Origin of the sequence: Hungatella sp. SL.1.14 (assembly GCF_024460495.1) — a bacterium.
In the GTDB taxonomy this organism is placed as follows: domain Bacteria; phylum Bacillota; class Clostridia; order Lachnospirales; family Lachnospiraceae; genus Hungatella; species Hungatella hathewayi.
The window spans coordinates 100,446-118,113 of record NZ_JANFYJ010000018.1; the positions used below are offsets into that span (position 1 = coordinate 100,446).

18 protein-coding genes are annotated in these 17,668 nt (G+C 42.9%); all 18 read right to left on the reverse strand.

Going from position 1 to position 17,668, the window contains the following annotated elements; all coding sequences use genetic code 11:
* Positions 1–31: 31 nt before the first annotated feature.
* Positions 32–826, reverse strand: a complete 795-nt coding sequence (locus tag NE473_RS19010) for a hypothetical protein (protein ID WP_002591456.1) — start codon at positions 824–826, stop codon at positions 32–34.
* A 21-nt stretch (positions 827–847) separates the two neighbouring features.
* Entirely contained in the window at positions 848–3,052 is a 2,205-nt protein-coding gene (locus tag NE473_RS19015; RefSeq protein WP_002591455.1) for a PcfJ domain-containing protein, read from the reverse strand.
* Positions 3,053–3,057: 5 nt separating this feature from the next.
* Positions 3,058–3,618 (reverse strand): DUF7666 domain-containing protein, encoded by a 561-nt coding sequence (locus tag NE473_RS19020; protein ID WP_002591454.1) that lies wholly within the window; start codon positions 3,616–3,618, stop codon positions 3,058–3,060.
* 13 nt (positions 3,619–3,631) lie between these two features.
* Entirely contained in the window at positions 3,632–4,375 is a 744-nt protein-coding gene (locus NE473_RS19025) for a Cas9 inhibitor AcrIIA9 family protein (RefSeq protein WP_002591453.1), read from the reverse strand.
* Between the two features lie 56 nt (positions 4,376–4,431).
* The gene (locus NE473_RS19030) at positions 4,432–4,851 is read right to left on the reverse strand and encodes a hypothetical protein (RefSeq protein ID WP_002591452.1); all 420 of its coding nucleotides are present in this window, start codon (positions 4,849–4,851) and stop codon (positions 4,432–4,434) included.
* Positions 4,852–4,862: 11 nt separating this feature from the next.
* Positions 4,863–5,462 (reverse strand): hypothetical protein, encoded by a 600-nt coding sequence (locus NE473_RS19035; protein WP_256265361.1) that lies wholly within the window; start codon positions 5,460–5,462, stop codon positions 4,863–4,865.
* Positions 5,463–5,754: 292 nt separating this feature from the next.
* On the reverse strand, positions 5,755–6,636 hold the full coding sequence (locus NE473_RS19040; protein WP_002591450.1) for a phosphoadenosine phosphosulfate reductase family protein: 882 nt from the start codon (positions 6,634–6,636) through the stop codon (positions 5,755–5,757).
* 166 nt (positions 6,637–6,802) lie between these two features.
* Positions 6,803–7,171, reverse strand: coding sequence for a hypothetical protein (locus NE473_RS19045; protein WP_002591449.1), 369 nt, complete (start codon positions 7,169–7,171; stop codon positions 6,803–6,805).
* A gap of 29 nt (positions 7,172–7,200) precedes the next feature.
* A complete protein-coding gene (locus NE473_RS19050; protein ID WP_002591448.1) occupies positions 7,201–8,052 on the reverse strand; it encodes a DUF5688 family protein in 852 nt (283 codons plus the stop codon).
* Positions 8,049–8,348, reverse strand: coding sequence for a helix-turn-helix domain-containing protein (locus tag NE473_RS19055; protein WP_002591447.1), 300 nt, complete (start codon positions 8,346–8,348; stop codon positions 8,049–8,051). Before NE473_RS19055 ends, NE473_RS19050 begins: the two co-directional genes overlap by 4 nt.
* Positions 8,349–8,593: 245 nt before the next feature.
* Positions 8,594–9,091 (reverse strand): PIN domain-containing protein, encoded by a 498-nt coding sequence (locus NE473_RS19060; RefSeq protein ID WP_002591446.1) that lies wholly within the window; start codon positions 9,089–9,091, stop codon positions 8,594–8,596.
* Positions 9,084–9,338 (reverse strand): UPF0175 family protein, encoded by a 255-nt coding sequence (locus NE473_RS19065; RefSeq protein WP_002591445.1) that lies wholly within the window; start codon positions 9,336–9,338, stop codon positions 9,084–9,086. The genes NE473_RS19060 and NE473_RS19065 overlap by 8 nt, the downstream gene beginning before the upstream one ends.
* Before the next feature lie 108 nt (positions 9,339–9,446).
* Positions 9,447–10,178 carry a hypothetical protein gene (locus tag NE473_RS19070; protein WP_002591444.1) on the reverse strand — a complete coding sequence of 244 codons (732 nt, stop codon included), beginning with the start codon at positions 10,176–10,178 and terminating at the stop codon, positions 9,447–9,449.
* Between the two features lie 12 nt (positions 10,179–10,190).
* Positions 10,191–12,272 (reverse strand): cobaltochelatase CobT-related protein, encoded by a 2,082-nt coding sequence (locus tag NE473_RS19075; protein WP_002591443.1) that lies wholly within the window; start codon positions 12,270–12,272, stop codon positions 10,191–10,193.
* An 18-nt stretch (positions 12,273–12,290) separates the two neighbouring features.
* Entirely contained in the window at positions 12,291–14,093 is a 1,803-nt protein-coding gene (locus NE473_RS19080) for a P-loop NTPase family protein (protein WP_002591442.1), read from the reverse strand.
* Between the two features lie 18 nt (positions 14,094–14,111).
* Complete coding sequence (recD2, locus tag NE473_RS19085; RefSeq protein WP_002591441.1) at positions 14,112–16,337, reverse strand: SF1B family DNA helicase RecD2; 2,226 nt, start codon at positions 16,335–16,337, stop codon at positions 14,112–14,114.
* A gap of 18 nt (positions 16,338–16,355) precedes the next feature.
* A complete protein-coding gene (locus NE473_RS19090; protein WP_002591440.1) occupies positions 16,356–16,886 on the reverse strand; it encodes a hypothetical protein in 531 nt (176 codons plus the stop codon).
* Positions 16,887–16,960: 74 nt separating this feature from the next.
* A complete protein-coding gene (locus NE473_RS19095) occupies positions 16,961–17,611 on the reverse strand; it encodes a single-stranded DNA-binding protein (RefSeq protein ID WP_002591439.1) in 651 nt (216 codons plus the stop codon).
* Between the last annotated feature and the right edge of the window lie 57 nt (positions 17,612–17,668).

A 17,668-nucleotide genomic window follows, 5' to 3' on the forward strand; every position in this document is an offset into this window, starting at 1 on the left:
ATGTCCCGGCGGCTTCCTGCCCATTTTTTATTTACTCTTCTGTTTCGTAAACATATATGTACACATTGTAGCTTCTCTTCCTATTTATAAGCTTCACATGAAAATTACAATATGTTCCCTCGCAGTACAAGTGATATTCCTTGTCTTCAGATGGCTCTGCTCCATAATACGCTCCAAGTTTCGGAATGTCGGAAATGCCCTTGCCAAGCTGTTCCTCCAAAATATACGCAGAGAATTTATTCATTTCCTGCACCATGTACTGGTTTCCATCCGTACCCTTTTGTGGAAACCACTTATTCCACCACCGATATCCATCATGGTCTGCACGGTTATATGCAATGAGGTGGTCTGGCTCCATCGAAAATTCTGCTTCTGTCATTAGAAGAAACTCATCCTCTCCAAAAATCAATTCCTGGCACCAATAGCAGTACCCTGACATCATTAATTCCCGTTCTTCTTCTGTCCGGTCCGGAAATAAGTTTTGGATATGCGGAGCCGGCAGGCCGCTTCCCCTACGATTAAAACGCGAGTTGCTGTACCAGCTGTATTTATTCATGTCCTCATCTGTAAGATAAATACTTGTAACGGTTCCACACATAGGGCATTGCTTCTCCACTTCAAAACGACCTTCAACCTCTTTTTTAGACATCTCGCGTGGAATATAAACATACTCATATTCATCAGTCATATTTTTATCATCGAAAAACGATAGTACCATTGGAGGTTCGCTGTCTTTTTCTATCACTGAAAACCTCTGATTCTCAAAATTCTTATAAATCGCTTTTTCCGCTGTTTCATTCTTAATATAGTAAAGCTTCTGTTTCATTTGTCGTATCCCTCCTTGATTTTATGCGGCCACAAGTTCGCTATTCTGACCGTCTGCTTCCGTTACCCCTGCATCCTCCATACACAAGGAAACTTCCATCAAATCAGCTTCCAGAACATCAGCTAAAGGCATGCCCGCAAGATGACCATGCCATACTTTCGCATTTTTCTTCCGCAGTTCTTTAAATTCTTCTACACGGAGACTTGCGCTTACTTTGGCCAGCCGGTAATCCTCCTCTGTTAATCGTGGCTGTATTGCCTTCTGCCATTTTTTTATAAAGCTGACAGCCTGATTGAAATCTTCATTTTGTCGGTCACCGCTTGTACGCTTTTGACGGACAGTCCCGTCCGGTTCAAATTCCAATGTATAGAATGACTTCTCTGGCTGATCTGCTTTCCTCAAAAATGCAATATAGCTTTCCCTTCTCTGTATCCGTTCATAATAGTCATCGCTGAATCGTATACAATGCCTAAGTGCCCTGCCCTCCTGTATAATATCCTCAATCCGATTTGGAATAAGAAGTACATACTTCTGATCACTATACTCATACTTTTCTTTAATGGACTCACAGATTGCATCCACATCCGGATATACTTTTGCGATATCAACTGCCTGAAGCGTTATGTTTTTATCTTCACACAACTGTAGAACTTCATCATGGCTTTCAACCAGATTTTTGGGCTTATAGAATATTTCCAATGTGATATCACGTTTCAGCCGTTTTGACATATTGAGATAATCCTGCCAGGTAGATAGAAGTTCCAGGGGAGGTCGGTTAGTTAATGCATACTGACGTTTCAGATAATTGCATATTCTTAATTCACTCATTCTATCCTGGATGAATTTTATATTCTCCGGTCGGATATCCTGTTCTTCAAAATAGCAAATTACTGAATCCACGATATTTTTGCGTTTTTTCTTTTCATACCGCATCCATATAAGAAACAATTCGCCCCCATCATTATTCCGCAACCGTCCCAAACGGTTTCCGTCTATTCCTAGCGACTTTGCCAAACTATGGGATTCTGACACCTCAATCCGACAATTGAGTGCATCCAGCGTAAGGTGTTTTAGTCCTGCCTTGATAAAGCGTTCCAGATACGGGGCCTCAGCCAGGCCGCTAAGATAATCATTGGGACTTATTTTGTATCCGGTAGATATCAACTGCGGCAGACCTGTCCTGTTTAATATATGGCGGGACAGTGCTGGTACTGTACGTTTATACACAGCACCAGCATGGTTTAGTTTATAATCGTTGTATCCATAAAAAAACGAGTAACTGGGATAGCCTTTAATCCAGCGGTATCCTCTTTGTTTATACCTGCCATAGTAATACTGTGTGTCTGTTAGATTCTTATCATAAATAACTCTTCCGGTTTCATTACACATTATTTTTGGTGTTTTATACTCCCCTTTCTGATAAAATCGTTGTGCTGTAAACTGCCGGATTATAAGACCATCACCGTACTTTTGCGGTAAATAAACCTGTTCTGCTTTTGTACAAAGCCTCCCTGCTTTTCCCTTAGCTTTATACTGGATACGATGCCCGCAGCATATACAGGTACCATATGTATTATGTCTGGCTTTCTTCACTGGTACTATTTTCTCGCACCAGGTACAAAACCCCTCTTTCACATTTTTTGAATAGTCATAAAATATAAAATTCTCATTCAATCCATGTCTGTTTACCCAGCGAAGCCAATCTTTTGGAACATCGGGGACCAACTTCATCGCCGCCTCCCATAGAGATGTCTCTTTTTTATATCTATTCTCCAGACGCTCCTCCAGGATGGACTGCTGGTACTGGTAGATACCTTTCATACCTTTCTGGGTAACTCCCAGATATTCAGCCAATCTAATGTCTTCTTCTGGTGTTATGTAGGCACATGAATAACTGTAATAATGCGGAAATTCAAGAGCCTCCACACACGCGGTCCGCCATTTTCCCTTTACTGTATCCCAAGTGAGATATTCTCTTTTACTCTTATCAATGAAAATTTCATATAATGGTTTTTTACTTCCCAGCCGTAAATCCCTCGCCAAATAGATAGCAACCATCAAAATACCGTCACAAATTTTACTCTGCAGATATACCTCTCGCTGGAAGACAGGCTCAACTCTTTGCCACCCAATCTTTTTATTCTCCGGTATATCCTGTTCTGCCATACAAAGCATTTCATCTGTTGCATACAGATGTCCCAGCTTTTTCAGTCTTATTTTCTTCATGACTCTTATCCTGCCTTTCTTATTTTTCCATTGATGCTATACCAAGTATCTGGAAGAATCTCTTTTCCATCCACAGCATGTATTCCTATCTCTGTAATCTCGGACTGGCTTCTCACTTCCTTTGCAAATCCCAGAACATCTCCTAGTGCGCCTTTGGCAACAGGATTCTCTCCTCTGACAATCACAATACCGTTTTTTGCCACGCCTTGATTCAGACACACAAGGTGATTATTTTTTCTAAATGGATGATCAAGAAGATATTTTAAGCTATGAGCCACAAATTCTCCTTTGTCCAGTTTCTTTATAAGCCTCAACCGGGTGCAGCTAATTTTGCTGTCATATGCATCCTCGTCAATATCACCATCAGCGACAACCATGTAATACACTGCCCTGTCCCAGTCCGGATAGTAGGATAAACAGTCCAATGGGTTTTCAGCACAATGCATTCCATTTATTCCGCAATTTGCTTTATCCTCCTCATTCCACACGCCTAATCGATATTGGTATGTATTACCGTGGTTTGTACAAGTTAAATCCTTATCAAAGCCCTTAAATGCAATCAACATGGTCATTTCCTCCTTATTCAACCAGGCCGTTCTCAAACAGAGAAACCTGGCCCTCAATCTGGTCTTTATTCTGGTCAGTCGCCTCCGTCTTGGCTGAAGAATGTTTTCCTTCCTTCTCAGATGCATTGCTGTTCACTCCACCTGTTTTATTTTTCTTGGAAGCGTTGCGTTTCTTAGCGGTTTTGTTTTTGTTTCCCTTCGGAGTATTCATCTGCGCCGACAATCGTTTGTGGAAAGCCTCTTCTGCTTCCGTTCTTCTCTCGGACTCCTTTTCGCGGTCATCCGTTAAATAATAATCCCGTACCCATTCAAAAACTGTGTCTTCCATAACAGCCATGTTTGCATATCGGCCACTTTTTTTCACCTCATCGCTTACCATTTCATACGCCCGACTCATGATTGACTCAACACACCGCTGCAGTGTCTTGTGTTTCTGGAGCACCAGGTCAGCAAAATCGCTTTTATCACAGCACCTTATGAGATAGTTGCCGATAACATCCGTAAATTGAGGATCATTCAGATTAAACATTTCATCCAACAGCTTACTCCGGGCTGACATATAATCTTTCTGCGTCTCTCCTCCGTCTATCAGGAAATACCGCTTTCCAGAGAGGAACTCTTTCAAATCCACTTCAGGAACCTTATATTTCCCGGCAAGATTTTTAAGTTCATCCTTTAGTCCCATTTGACGCAACTTACTGGCTGTCTCGTTAAAATCTTGAATATTCTTAACCTTTTTATATAATTTTTCTATCATTGTCATACTCCTTTAAATTCAGCCGGAGAATTCACCATTCCCCGGCTATACTGACTTTATGCAGCATTATCTATGCTATCCAACTCTTCATCTCCGGAACTTTCTGCCTGCTCCATCTTTCCTTCTCCTTTCCGCTCGTCCTCTTCCTGTTCCATCAACGCCAATAACGCCAAAATCATTCCCTTACACCAGCTATTGTTCCATTTATCAATGAACATCTGGATTTCTTCTACCACTTGTTCCCATTCCTCTTCAGTAAGTTCTCTGCCGCAATACTTCTTATAGAATCCATAGCTTTCCTGCATTGCGCTATTATAATCAACCAAAAGTGCCTGGTCCAAACCTCCAATCAGCGCCAGAAATAGTGGTTCCCCCTGGTAGACATCATCCAGCGATTCTAAAGGCAGTGGTTGAGTACCATTAAGAAACACAAACATATCATTGAACAGATTTTTTACTAACATAAGATGGTCCATTCTTTTCCTCCTTATGAAGCCTTCAAATCACCGATTCTTAACTGACCAACAATCTGCGGGCTATTTTTTTTCGATTTCCTATTTGATGGCCGGCGCTTTCTTTTCAAAATACGCCTTTTACAGTTAGCCATGTCATCATACAGGCTTTCCTGGAAGCTCACTCTCTTCATCTGCAAGTAGGCATCTTCGCAAATCGCTTCTTCCAAACTTTGTACATGACACAAGAGACGGTAAGCCTCACTGTTTTCTTTGTCCTCATTATCCAAATGTTGGATATGGTCTGCTAACCATAAATAATCCTTATTATTTCGGTATTCTTCAAGCGCACGAATTGCGGTTTCTTTAATTTGCTGGCAATTCGCCATGTAATCCACATCCATAACCGGAGGAAGCGGGGCATAATAACATTCTGGGTAATCTGCCTCAGCGAACGTATTCTCAATCTGCCTCATCATCGCTTCTATTCCACTGCGAAGTCGATTTAAATATTCTCCGTCAGGCACATCCGCCTCCGGGCACCCCCTTATTTTCCACATATTCCACCGGTCATACAGAGTTTGAAGCCTTTCCCCAAATTCGTCCGCCAGCCTTTCGTAGTCTGCCTCCTCCATCTTCCCTCCTTTCCAGTTTGGGCATACCAAAGCTTCCAGTTTCTCATCGCTGATAATAAAGCCGCATATAAACCCACTTCTTTGCACGGTGCAGCCATAACGGTAGCGTCCACTCAGCCTTCCTTCTGTTTCCTCTTTTTTATTCAGATCAATATTGTGGCAGTTCCTACACGATTGTTTTTTCATTTGGTCCTCCTTCTTTCGTTATACGTACATTACGGCCGTATTGGGTGCTTACGTGCAATACGTTTTACTCCACTCATTGATGCCTTTTACGAACCCAGTGAAGTGACTAAGCCGCCATGTCGATAAAATCCTTTAGCTCCATCTGACCTGCAACCTGTTTATCTGTTTTTTCATTTCCATACATCCACCAGCGGAACACACTCTCACCATCCTTCCAGTTTCCCTTAGATTTACCACTGGCTGTACGCGCCTTTACCATACGGTCAAAAGCTCGTATGTAAGCATCGCGGTACTTGGGATATCGCTCAAATTCCCGTTCCCGGCTTCTTATGCTTGCCAGAGGGCAACCGATGCACCCAATCCTACAAAAGCCTTGGTCATACAGACAGCAATAAGGCACCTGATACTTACGGATAAAGCACCAGATGTCCTCCTCTGTCCAGTCGATGATGGGATTTAATATTCTTTTTCCCTTCAAGCTGCATATTTCTAATTTTCTACGATCTTCCTCGTTATCACAATTTAGATAAATAGCCCCTTTCTTCTTATGAATCTCTAAGAAATCCCGGTTGGCTCTTTTCCTGCTTTCTTCCCAGCGGACTCCGGTCACCGTAAAGGCTCCCTCGCCCCCTCCTTCTTTCAGCACTTCACAACAGTAGCGTGCTGTACGCAGCGGCGGCATCTGCTTCTTGACAATCAAATCCCACATGGTCAGCTCCGGATACTCAACCTTGACATCTGGAAATGCCTCCCGTATAAACCGCACCAGCTCCGGAGGATCTACTGTTGTCAAATGATAATGTGCCTGAAACTTCACATGGGCCATCTTTGCAAGCACATAAAGCACAACACTGTCTTTTCCGCCGCTGAAGGCAAGGTAATAACCATCCTCATGATACCGGACCGCAGCATCTTCAAACATCTGAAACAACTGGATTGCCCGTTTTACCTTATCTGAAAAATCATCAAAAAGTCTGTATTGTTCCATTCTCTCCCGTCCTTCGCAATTATTCTGCTATTGACGGAAAAGCCATTCTTTCCGGTGTGTCTTTTTACGCCGCTAACCGCTTTTCTTTCAAGGCCTCGGTCCGCAGTAACCTGGCATTTAACGGCAACCAGGAGTTTTCTCCGGGAAATGAGGGAATGGAACCTTTTTAGATTTCAAATGGGATTGTTGCATACGCTATGGGCGTTATTTTAAGAATTTGTGCATTTAAAATACGCCGGTATGGACATTTACGGTTTAATTCCTCTACCCAGTCTGAGAATATCATTTCAATCTCTAGGTCCAGATCATCATGCTCCAAACGCAGCAGGATATATTTATAAGCCTTTCGGTAATTTCCCCGCACAGTTACATAAGAATACTCTACTTCATATAACGGAGCTGTCAGCCGTCCTGTCAGGAACTGTGTTGGGTGGAGCTTTTTGATGAATTCCCGGTACTCTTCTGTTGCCGGAAGATTCCCTCCAACCCCAATCTCTGCAAACGAGGCGATATCTGCAAATTTATGTATATGCATAAACCTCTCCTATCCTAATGAAAGTCACCTTAAATGCATATAACCTTATCCTCAGCGGAACAATATCTATATGCATGATTGGATAACCGTTCATCTGCCGGAACTTCCTCTGCATTAATGGACTGTATCAAATCCGCCAGTTCCTGAGAAACTACAGCATCCTCAGCACCCAGGGTCGGAAACAGAATCACCTCATCTACACTATAAGGAATGATTAAGAAATCCTTTCCCACATGTAATTCACAGTATCTCATGAGCCCGGGATAGAGTAAGACTTCTGCACCACAAAAGTGAATCCGGTTTGTTAAAACATACATCATGTCCGTTATTTTCATAAGCACTGGTGGATACTTATTTACCATATTGACCAATGCCCTCTGATACAATTCCTCTTTGTCCACAGACCAATAGTTCAAATGCTTATTTGTTATCATTAAGGTTGCTGCTATTTCTTCTGTTTCTTCACATAATAATAAAAATATAACGGATAAATCCAGATATGGAATGTTTGGGATGTTCTCCAGCATAGAAGCGTTGTCGTGGGTATTTACCAGTTTACACATGATTTTATCTTTGATTTTCTCAAAACTCATATCATTTACAATCTCCTGCATACCAGCCGGTATATCTGGCGCCGATGCATAGCATTCCAGTATCTCATCAATAATCGCTTGAAGCCCTGTTCCTTTTTTGTAGCACTCAAAAAAATCTTTCAAGTGAATAGAGGGGCGAAACTGCTGCCCCTCTTTTTCAATGCACAACTGTGTCTGGACTATGCCATTGTTGATAACCGGTTTCAGAACATGCACATGGAAACCGGCCCCTAATCTTTTGGCTACTTCAGAGCTGACAGCTTCGGCAAATTTTTCTAATGTCATCATGATGTGAATCTCCTTTTCAATTTAGAATTTCGTTTCACAGTGGAATGGTCACAGTTTAAAATATCTGCGATAGCCTCTATACTGTAACCCTCGCTTCTCAGTTGCTGTATAACTTCTTTTCTCTCCTTTCTTGTTGACACCCGCACAATTTTGGGATGCTTCTTTTTTAAAATTTTTTGGGAAATCGGATTATTCAGGCCATGTTCATACAGAAACCGGGCCTCCCTTGCATTGACTCCCATTAAGATTGCAATGATAAGGCAATGATATCCCTCCGAATCGTAAGAATCTCTCATCCGCTCCCTCCTTTCCGCCTTCTGGCTTCTTCCTCCTTTCTGCAAACAAAAAAAGAGACACCAAAACAATTCATTTTGATGTCTCTTCATTCCCGCAGCACAATAGCTGCTCTTATTCTGTTACTTTAAAATCCTGCTTCCAGTTTTTAATGCCGGAACAAAAACTACTTGTAATCCTTGGATTACATAAATCAGCTTTTCCACTCATTTTACCACCATATATAGTTTTTGTCAACTTCATTGCGCTATATATCGTGTTGTTCTCCTGCCTGTTCCAGTACCAGCTGTTCCAGGCTTTCGCTGATATAAAATCCGTTCTTTTTCATTTTTTCGAGAACGGAAGCAATCTCCGGAATAATCCCCTCTCTCTTGGCTTTCAAAAGGACTCCGATTGTTCCGGTAACTTTTAGACCGAGATATTTTGCTGTTTTTTTAGCAGCATTGTCATCTATCACGACTAAATCGTCCGCTGTCCCCTCCTGGGCCAGAATCATGACTTCCACTTCTCCATCGTGTAGCTTCGCCTTATACATCTTTTTATCTGACTGGTTTGCGATTTTTTCCACATGTATCCAATTCAATGCAGTCTTTAATACCTGACATGCCGAATCGTCTTTCTCTGTCACCTCACGGTACACAGCCTCCGGGATACAAATCTCTGCATAGAGCGCCTTCAGTATATCCAATAATCCAATATTACAAAGTACAATGATGGGGGTGGAATTTACAATCACTCTACGCATTCTCCAGTTCCTCCAAAAACTCTGCTTTATTGTCAAACTGGAAAATACTGACCTTCCCCTTTCCCAGATATTTAATAAATTCTTCTTCTGTCATACCGGCTATCTGGGCACAGTATCCTATGGACACATTATTCTGCGTATAATATCCTACTGCTACCATACATCTGGCAAATGCAGCGGCCTCCTCCTCACTCATATGTGTATCATACATAACTGCATCCGGTATGCGGATTGAGATCTGGCACATAGAAGCCCTCCTTTCTGTTCCAGACAATTTATGCTTTTACAAATCTAATATATCATATCTGCCCCTCTTATTCAAGCAAACAACTTTTACAGGGTCTTTAGAACTAAATCATCCTGCCTTTTTCATAGGTTCCTCATCTTCCCTATGGATACAAGTGAGCAGTCTGTCGGCTGCTCCCTGTATCTCATTCTTTAAAAGACCATACAAGCTGGTAAAGTTTCCAATCCTGTTTTCCCGAAATGCATACTCTGTCTCAAACGCACGTATATAAGCATCTGTCTTGCAAAATAGGATAAACAGGTCTTTATCATTGATGTACAGACTGGCTTTCTTGTCACAGATATAACTGTTCTTTTTACAATACCGGCCACCATTGGAATTTTTCATTGCAATGCCGCGTCCGTTTTGTATTTCTACAAACCATGGGTAATTACGTTTATTCCCCTGGGAATCAGTATCATACCGGACAATCTTAAGTTTTGTGACAATACTGTAACCCTCCTTATCTGGATTACCAAAAATCTTTTCCTGGGGATAATCAAATTCCCACAGATGATTAAAGAGCGCCGAGTATATGTATTTAGCTTCTTCTGGGCTGATATTGGCATAGACACTCACTGTATTATCCCCTGTTCCTTTGCTGTAATCCAGCATATTAAGACGGATTAAGGACCTTTCCCCAACTTCTGACACGTCTCCGGACGCATGGATATGAGCCGGAAATAAATATGACGCTGGTTTTAAATTATCCATGAGCTCTAACAGTGCCTTATCTGTTTTATACACAGCAATCTGACCGGATACTACGTTAGACCAGTCCCGTTCTTCCCTTTCTGCCATATGTCTCCTCCTCTATCTGATGAACCGGGCGATGAGACCTGCCAGTTTGACTGGCATTGTATTGAAATCTGCAATATTCAGAAATCCGTCTTTGTATATTTCCTCAATCATCTCACGGTCATCACCAATTGCTGCGGAAAACAACTTAACTCCTCTTTTTTCCAGGCTATATTTGGCTTCTTGCAAATCTGCTTTTGCAATTTCGCCTTTATATCCTTGGGCATAAGGCTGTCCATCTGAAATCATTAATAATATTTTTATATCCTCTGGCCGGTTTAGCAGTTTTTGCCCTACAAATCTAAGTGCTACTCCATCTCTATTACAATCATAGGTACTAACACTCATGATTCTTAAATAATCCTGATTGTCTACAGAATCAAAATCTGCAAAAGAGTAAATGTCTACCACTTCCGTATATCCCATATCATGGGTTGTATGGCCATACAGCATAACCGGTATTCCCAGATTCCGGCAAAACGTATACATGACAAGACCCGCTTTTTGTGCAGACTCAATCCTGCCACCGGATGACATAGAACCTGAAAGGTCAAGCAGAACCGCAAATGCGATTGAAAATCCATCTTCCGGTTTTATTGTTTTTTCAAAAATCTTATCATCCAGCCGGTACAGATTTCCACGGCTTAAACGTTTCCCCATGTAAAGACCTGATTGCGTACCTCCCTCCAACCGCTCCAGCACATCTTCAAGCGATGCTTCCAGCCGTCTTGTGATTCGGTTTATTTCTGGAGCAATCATTTTATATTCTTTTTCCAATCGCAGGGGAACTGTTGTCATCCGGTGCATTTCAATCACTGAATCTTTGTGGATACCATCCAATTTAAAATTTGCTGCCTCCTCCTCCAGATTCCTTTTTAAATCCGATTCCTCATCCTGCAGAAACTTCTCCTCTGCTATTTTCTGCAAAAGATTAGATAATGTCTCATCTATCTCCGATCCTTCCTCTGTTTCCTCTTCTCCTCCTTCCTGCCTCTGCCCATCTCGCATTTTCTCAAGTGCATTTTCTAATTCTTCGTTCTTACCGTTCTGATTTTGAGATTCCGGTTCTCCTTCCAGCTCCCCGTCCCAGCCTTCAATTTCCTCTTCCACTTCATTCTGTTCTTCCGAAGCACCGATAGTCTCTGAAAGTGCCACCCATAACATTTTCCGCTTTAAATACTCCTGAATTTTCTTACTCAGTTCTTCCTCCGAAAGCCGGTTTATTTCATTTTTCAGGCTCTTTGCCGCTGTTTTAATGGCCTGTCTGATGTATTTCCACAACTTTAGCATCAGGCGGTTCGTAGCATAAAAGCGAATATCCGGGTCAGCGCTTACCACTGCCTCATCAATGATTTTACGGCAGGAATTTAAGCGGGAACAATACTGTTTATCATATTCTTTTTCTGCCTCTGTCCTTCCGGCTCTGGCATAGCGGAAAATCATATCCAGCATAATGGTCAGTCCATCGCTCTTTTCTGCCTTACGCGCTTCCTGCGTTGGAATATGATGAATGATAAGCGCGGCATTACGTTGAATTCCATTTTGAATACTGCCCGGATACTTCTGGCACATAAAACTTTCAATATACACATCTTCCAGTACGTTATTTATATAAGAAGCGGTTTTCTGTATCACCGAGGCTGCCACCACGTTATGGGCATTTAAGTATCCTTTCATCTCCTCCCAGGCTTTTCTTTCGTATACCAGCTGCACCTGTGGAGGCTTTGGATACACACGCCATCTGGAGAATCCGCTTACATACCGGCCCCGCCGTTTGAAATCCGAACATCTAAGATGGCCGCATTCATGGGCTATAAACCCCTCATGGCTCTTTATTTTAGACACCCGGCTCGTCATCAGATTTGTGATTAAGTTCGCCGTATTTAAGTAGAGGAGCCGTCCATTTGTAAATGCAATCCTGGCGTCATCGGACTCTTCATAATCCATGAACAGGGTAATATCATTCTTCTGTCCCAACAATCTGACAGATTTTAACATGGTGTCATGATAGGATTGAGACAGAAAAAAATCTTTATCCGTCAGCCTTCCCATTCTATTTTTTATTTGATTACGTTTTTGCTGCACTTTTTTATTCATTGGTTCCTCCTCATTTTTTTATGCCGCCTGCGCCTCTGTGAACGCGGGTATCACCAGTTTTTTATAAATTTCCTCCCTTTCCTCTGGTTCCGGCGCTGCTTTCGCAACGAGCGTGCATTTTGCTGCTTTCAATATATCCTTCTGTATAAGGTAAGCCCACACCCAGTCCTCATATTCCCGGTATCCGCATACTCCGCCCGTAATCATTTCTGTATTGCAGTGTTTTTGTACTTCACAAACAATATCCGCCATTTTCTTTAAGAAAGTCTTATCGTCAAATTTCACTTTCTTCTTGACCCGGGCTACCATTGCCTCCGCATTGAGCGGCTCTAAGTAATGAACCATACGCATTCTGGACAAAACGGATTCGTTAAATCCCCGGCACCCTTTATATCCCATATTGGTTGTAATGAGGATTACTGTGTCGGGATGCCGTTTCACCACTTCTCCACTGGTCAGTGTGATTGCCGCACCTTCATCCAGCAGTCCATTTAACTTAACCAGAGTACCTGGTTTGGTAATAACAGAAGGCTCCTGTATTTCCACCAGTGATGGTCTTCTGCACCCAGTCACAATAGGGGACTCTACCATGACAAATTTCTTATCATCCTTCCCATTTTCAAATCCATTTTGATAAAACATGGTCAGGATTTTTCTAAACGCCTCTTCTTCACTGATTTCGTTGTCGTACAATCCACATATCTGCGCCAGAGCGGAAGCCGGGTCCATGATTAGATCCTGATACGTTGGGATGGGAATCTGAATCTTTCCCGGCCGTTCACCTGTATTGGGAACCATGGAAGATACCAGATCCACTTCATCTGTTCCCTCGCTGCATGTAAAAGCATAGTACGGCAATCCTAACAACTGTGCTATAATTTTTGCGTTTGTTGTTTTGCCTGTGCCAGCTTCCCCGACACTAAGGAAAACCCGCATGGGGCTGTTGATAACCGCGTCCATAATCTCCTGTGCTTCTGATGATACATTGTATTTTTCCGGCAGCTTAGGAACCAGATTTTTTTCCTCATCGGTAAGCTCAAATTTGCGGTCATACTGCTCTTTTAATTCTGCTATTGTTCTTTCACAGTCCTTACATTCCAGAACCTGAAATTTTCCATATATCGTCTCGGTCGGGTTATAATCTCCATCGGCCAGTTGACTGGTAAGAATTAACGGTACATTTCCAGACGCAATACTATCCCCGTCAAACAAAATACCAGACTCACCGAGAGACGCACTATTGACAATTCTTCGGTACAGATTGTCACAGCATAGAAAAGCCAGGTCCGTTGCCTTATCCGCATCCGGATATCCATTTTTTATCTCATCGTTTAACAGCAAGAAGGCTTTGGAAAATTCATCGTCATGAAGAGAACCTTCTGCTAAGCTTGCAAAAATGAACATCATGATAATTTCCCTGCCGCTTGCCCCCCGCTCACCAATCTGCGGATATGCCGCCAGTGTTGTTCCGTTCTTTACAATCCCTTTCCATTTACCATCCTGTGGATGATACACACCGATTCTTATTTCAGAACCGGCAGCCACAGGCTTTGCGTACTCCATACAATACCATTTAACCGTTCCCGACACTGTCTGTACACCAAATGCGCCTTCCTGGTCTCCTCTTATAATTGCAGATACGGCCAGCAGTGCTTTTAAAGTGGAAGCGTGCAGGGTTGCACGCTTCATTCTTGACATATGGTTATGGACGGAAATACAGGATGCCTCCGTTGTGTCTTTTTTCCCGCGGTTTGCAGCCACGCCCGCAAATGGTTCCGGCAAAATTCTGGTAAATGTCCAGTTTTCAAAAATCTTCATCATCTTTTGATTTCCTCCTTCTTATGCAGCTTCTTGTCCGGGAATCAGCCCCTGTCTCTGTGCCTCTGCACGCAACCTTACTGCCAACAGGGTATTTCTCTTGCCGATATCACTGTTGGAAATTGCCATATAGAGAGCTTTCTTTGATCCAACAAGATGAACCCGAAATTCTGCCCGCGTGACTCCTGTATAATAAATATTTCGCTTTAGCATCGGCCAAAAGCAGGTAAGTACCGGGATTATCACAATTGGAAATTCGGCTCCTTGTGATTTATGTATACTTGTTGCATATGCTAACTCAAGGATTGATAACTCATCTTCCTGATATGTTTTAATGACATCTCCAAAATCCACGGTCATTTCCATTTCCCCAGCTTTTGATTTTCCAATCTGGACAACCCTTCCAATATCTCCATTAGCAATCTCTTCTGTATTATGCGTCTGCATAACCCGATCACCAACACGGAACAAACCGTACTTGGTTTCCCACTCCGCTTTATCAACAGCAAACGGATTGGCAATTCCCTGCAGCCGGTTATTTAAAGCAGTTACCCCTGCCTCTGTTTTAGCGCGTAGAGGTGATAATACCTGAACCATATCCAAATCACCGCCGTTTCTTTCCAATTCCTCCTGATATATTTCCGAAATTTTTTCTGCGGCATCATATGCGTCTTCCACATAGGTAAAGGTAAAATCATCTCCATAAAGAAGATTCTTTTGATTTCTGTTTATCAAATCCGCATTCCATATGATATTTGACCCCTTCGCCTGCCGGAAAAACTCGTCCAGAACCGTAACTGGAATCACATCGGAGACAATTAATTCTCTAAATACATCTCCCGGTCCCACCGATGGAAGCTGATCCGCATCACCTACCAATATAAGTCTGGCTCCTGTCTTGATTCTTGAAAACAGCATACTGGCAAGCTTCATGTCGGACATGGTAAATTCATCCGCAATAATCAAATCCTCTTCGAGGATTTCGGGTTCCATATTGTCCATCTCATCATCCGTTACATATAATGCTTTGTGGATTGTAAAAGCCGGATACCCAGTGCTCTCTGAAAGTCTTTTCCTGGCTCTGCCTGTGGGTGCGCAAAGTAGTACAGACTTATTTTTTTCCAGACGTTCAAATATCTGAAGAATAATTTTGAGGATGGTAGTCTTTCCTTTTCCAGGGCCGCCAGTGATGATGGATACCTGGGACCGAAATACCATTCGGACTGCCTCCTCCTGTTTTTGTGCAAGCGTCATTTTACTTTTTGCTAAAACAGCCTCTAATTCCCGCTCAATATTATACGTGTTCCCCGGTGAACGGAGCAGCCTGACAAGATGATACGCTGCCTCTTTCTCCGCCTCCCGGTATGCCTTTAAATAAATAGCCGTTCCATCTGCCTCCAGAATCTTATCCTTCATTACCAGCTCATTTCCTGCCAGCTTAATCTGTCCGCGCCTGACTGTATCAGTTGGAAAGCCTGCATTGAGCACCTTATATGCCATATCGACAATGATGGTACTGTCTAAATACAGATTTCCTTCTTCAGCGCCCTTTCTCAAAACATATTGAATAGCCGCTTTAATCCTTTCAGGCTCATCCGGAGCGAGGTCTTTACTGGCTCTGGCAATGGAATCAACGGTAATAAAACCAAACCCTTTGATTTCACAAAGACGGTATGGGTTTTCCTTCAACAGTGTCACTGCTTCCAGACCAAAATGCTGTTTGATTTTTTCGGCCTTTTTGGGTGTGACGTGGTAAGGTGCAAGATACGCCATTAATTCCCTTAATTCCGCACTCTTCTGATAGGATTCAATAATAAATTCCAGCTTCTGTTCAGTAATTCCCTTAATAGCAAGGAGTTCATTAGGATGATTCTCCATAACAGTGAAGGTATCGGTTCCGAACCGGTTGACAATCTCTCTTGCCATAACCGGGCCGATTCCCGTAATCAATTCGGAGGACAGATAACCGATGATTCCCTCCCGGCTTTTGGGAAGGAGAACCCTCGACCAGTCAACACCGAACTGAAGGCCATATTTCTTGGACCTTTTCCAGTCTCCCTCCATCTCAATCTCTACATTATTCATACAAGGAAGTTCTTTTCCAAATGCAGTGAACGTCACCTCTGTTCCATAATTGGATATGACTGCTTCACTTGGAATACAATCCAGCTCCATACTGCTGTATTCAGCCACGGTATAACCATTCCCCGGGTTTACATACAGTCGGCTCTTAAATTTACATACCATCGGTTCTCTTCCTCCCGCTTACCTTGAAACATAAATGTATCTCCCATCATTGACTGCATAAAATCCGTCCTGCTTTAAATATTCGGTAATGGTATTGGCTTGCGCGCCCGGATATCCAGGAAGATTGCCAGCCCGTCTGTAACCCTTTGGGGTGCGGATATTACAGACACCATCGGTACGAATCCAAAATTCATTTTTTCCATGTGCAAATATATTGGTAGATATCGCTTTGATTCGTTCCCTTCCGCACCGTGTATACCATTCATATACCGGGGTGTCCCTTTCGTCCTGACCATTATTTCCATCATCCGGACCTTCCTCGGCCGCTCCACTTCCACTGCCAGACTGTTCTTTTTCCTCCGATGATTTAATTATCCTGATTCTCCATTTTTTTCTGATAAGCAAGTAATACACTGCAAATGGAATTCCAATCGATACCGCATTCACAATAAGCCCCAAAATCATGGGAGCTGCCAGCTGTAACATCACGGTCCCCGCTGTGCACATAAAAAATACCATGATGAATTTCTGTACTTTCTTTTCATTCATCTTCGTTTATCCTCCAAAAGCAGGCGGCTAGAATGCGCCATCACATCCTAGCCGTCTGTATTCATACTGTTAAATCAATTAAACGGAAGACCTTCTTCCATTCCACTCGCTACATTCATAAAGTCATCGCCGGCAGCTGCCCTCGCAGCCCCTCGCTGGGATGCGCTTCTTCCTACCGCGCTTCGGCTAGGTGCCTGACGCTGTGATGTATTTCTGCTGGCAGCCGGTTTTGCGGCGCCCTGATTCGTAGCTGGCGCTGCTGCTCTGGATGCCGCAGTGGCTGCTCTGGGTGCCTGTGTTGCATTTCTCGTCACCGGAGCTTCTTTGGACATCTGTGCCGCTGATGCATTTGCAGGATTTGCTGTTCTGGACGGAGTCGTGCTCTGCGCCTGCCCATTATCTGCCTCTCTCTTTCCATCAGCGAACTCAACATCGTCCGCTTTCAAAGAAACGCCATATACCTTTTCTCCCTTTTTATTTGTGTAGTTATCATTCTGCATTCTTCCGCTTACCACCACACGCATACCACTGTACCAATACTGTTCCACAAACTCTGCTTTCCTATCGAATGCCACACAGTTAAAAAAGTCTGCTTCTGGTTCTCCTTCTCTCTTTGGTATCCGGTCCACCGCCACAGTAAATCTGGCAATCGACATCTGGGCTTTCTCTGAAAAACTCACCTCCGGATCCCTTGTCAATCTTCCCACAAATATACATCTGTTCATTTGTTATCCTCCTTCGTTTTTATACAAACCCACTTTTGGATTGCTCCATCTTAGCTT

Coding starts and splice junctions, on each gene's coding strand:
- NE473_RS19095 (WP_002591439.1), bottom strand. CDS start 17,611: ATGAACAGATGTATATTTGTGGGAAGATTGACAAGGGATCCGGAGGTG.
- NE473_RS19020 (WP_002591454.1), bottom strand. CDS start 3,618: ATGTTGATTGCATTTAAGGGCTTTGATAAGGATTTAACTTGTACAAAC.
- NE473_RS19015 (WP_002591455.1), bottom strand. CDS start 3,052: ATGAAGAAAATAAGACTGAAAAAGCTGGGACATCTGTATGCAACAGAT.
- NE473_RS19070 (WP_002591444.1), bottom strand. CDS start 10,178: ATGGCAGAAAGGGAAGAACGGGACTGGTCTAACGTAGTATCCGGTCAG.
- NE473_RS19075 (WP_002591443.1), bottom strand. CDS start 12,272: ATGAATAAAAAAGTGCAGCAAAAACGTAATCAAATAAAAAATAGAATG.
- NE473_RS19025 (WP_002591453.1), bottom strand. CDS start 4,375: ATGATAGAAAAATTATATAAAAAGGTTAAGAATATTCAAGATTTTAAC.
- NE473_RS19040 (WP_002591450.1), bottom strand. CDS start 6,636: ATGGAACAATACAGACTTTTTGATGATTTTTCAGATAAGGTAAAACGG.
- recD2 (WP_002591441.1), bottom strand. CDS start 16,337: ATGGTATGTAAATTTAAGAGCCGACTGTATGTAAACCCGGGGAATGGT.
- NE473_RS19035 (WP_256265361.1), bottom strand. CDS start 5,462: ATGGAGGAGGCAGACTACGAAAGGCTGGCGGACGAATTTGGGGAAAGG.
- NE473_RS19055 (WP_002591447.1), bottom strand. CDS start 8,348: ATGAGAGATTCTTACGATTCGGAGGGATATCATTGCCTTATCATTGCA.
- NE473_RS19080 (WP_002591442.1), bottom strand. CDS start 14,093: ATGATGAAGATTTTTGAAAACTGGACATTTACCAGAATTTTGCCGGAA.
- NE473_RS19045 (WP_002591449.1), bottom strand. CDS start 7,171: ATGCATATACATAAATTTGCAGATATCGCCTCGTTTGCAGAGATTGGG.
- NE473_RS19050 (WP_002591448.1), bottom strand. CDS start 8,052: ATGATGACATTAGAAAAATTTGCCGAAGCTGTCAGCTCTGAAGTAGCC.
- NE473_RS19065 (WP_002591445.1), bottom strand. CDS start 9,338: ATGTGCCAGATCTCAATCCGCATACCGGATGCAGTTATGTATGATACA.
- NE473_RS19010 (WP_002591456.1), bottom strand. CDS start 826: ATGAAACAGAAGCTTTACTATATTAAGAATGAAACAGCGGAAAAAGCG.
- NE473_RS19090 (WP_002591440.1), bottom strand. CDS start 16,886: ATGAATGAAAAGAAAGTACAGAAATTCATCATGGTATTTTTTATGTGC.
- NE473_RS19060 (WP_002591446.1), bottom strand. CDS start 9,091: ATGCGTAGAGTGATTGTAAATTCCACCCCCATCATTGTACTTTGTAAT.
- NE473_RS19030 (WP_002591452.1), bottom strand. CDS start 4,851: ATGGACCATCTTATGTTAGTAAAAAATCTGTTCAATGATATGTTTGTG.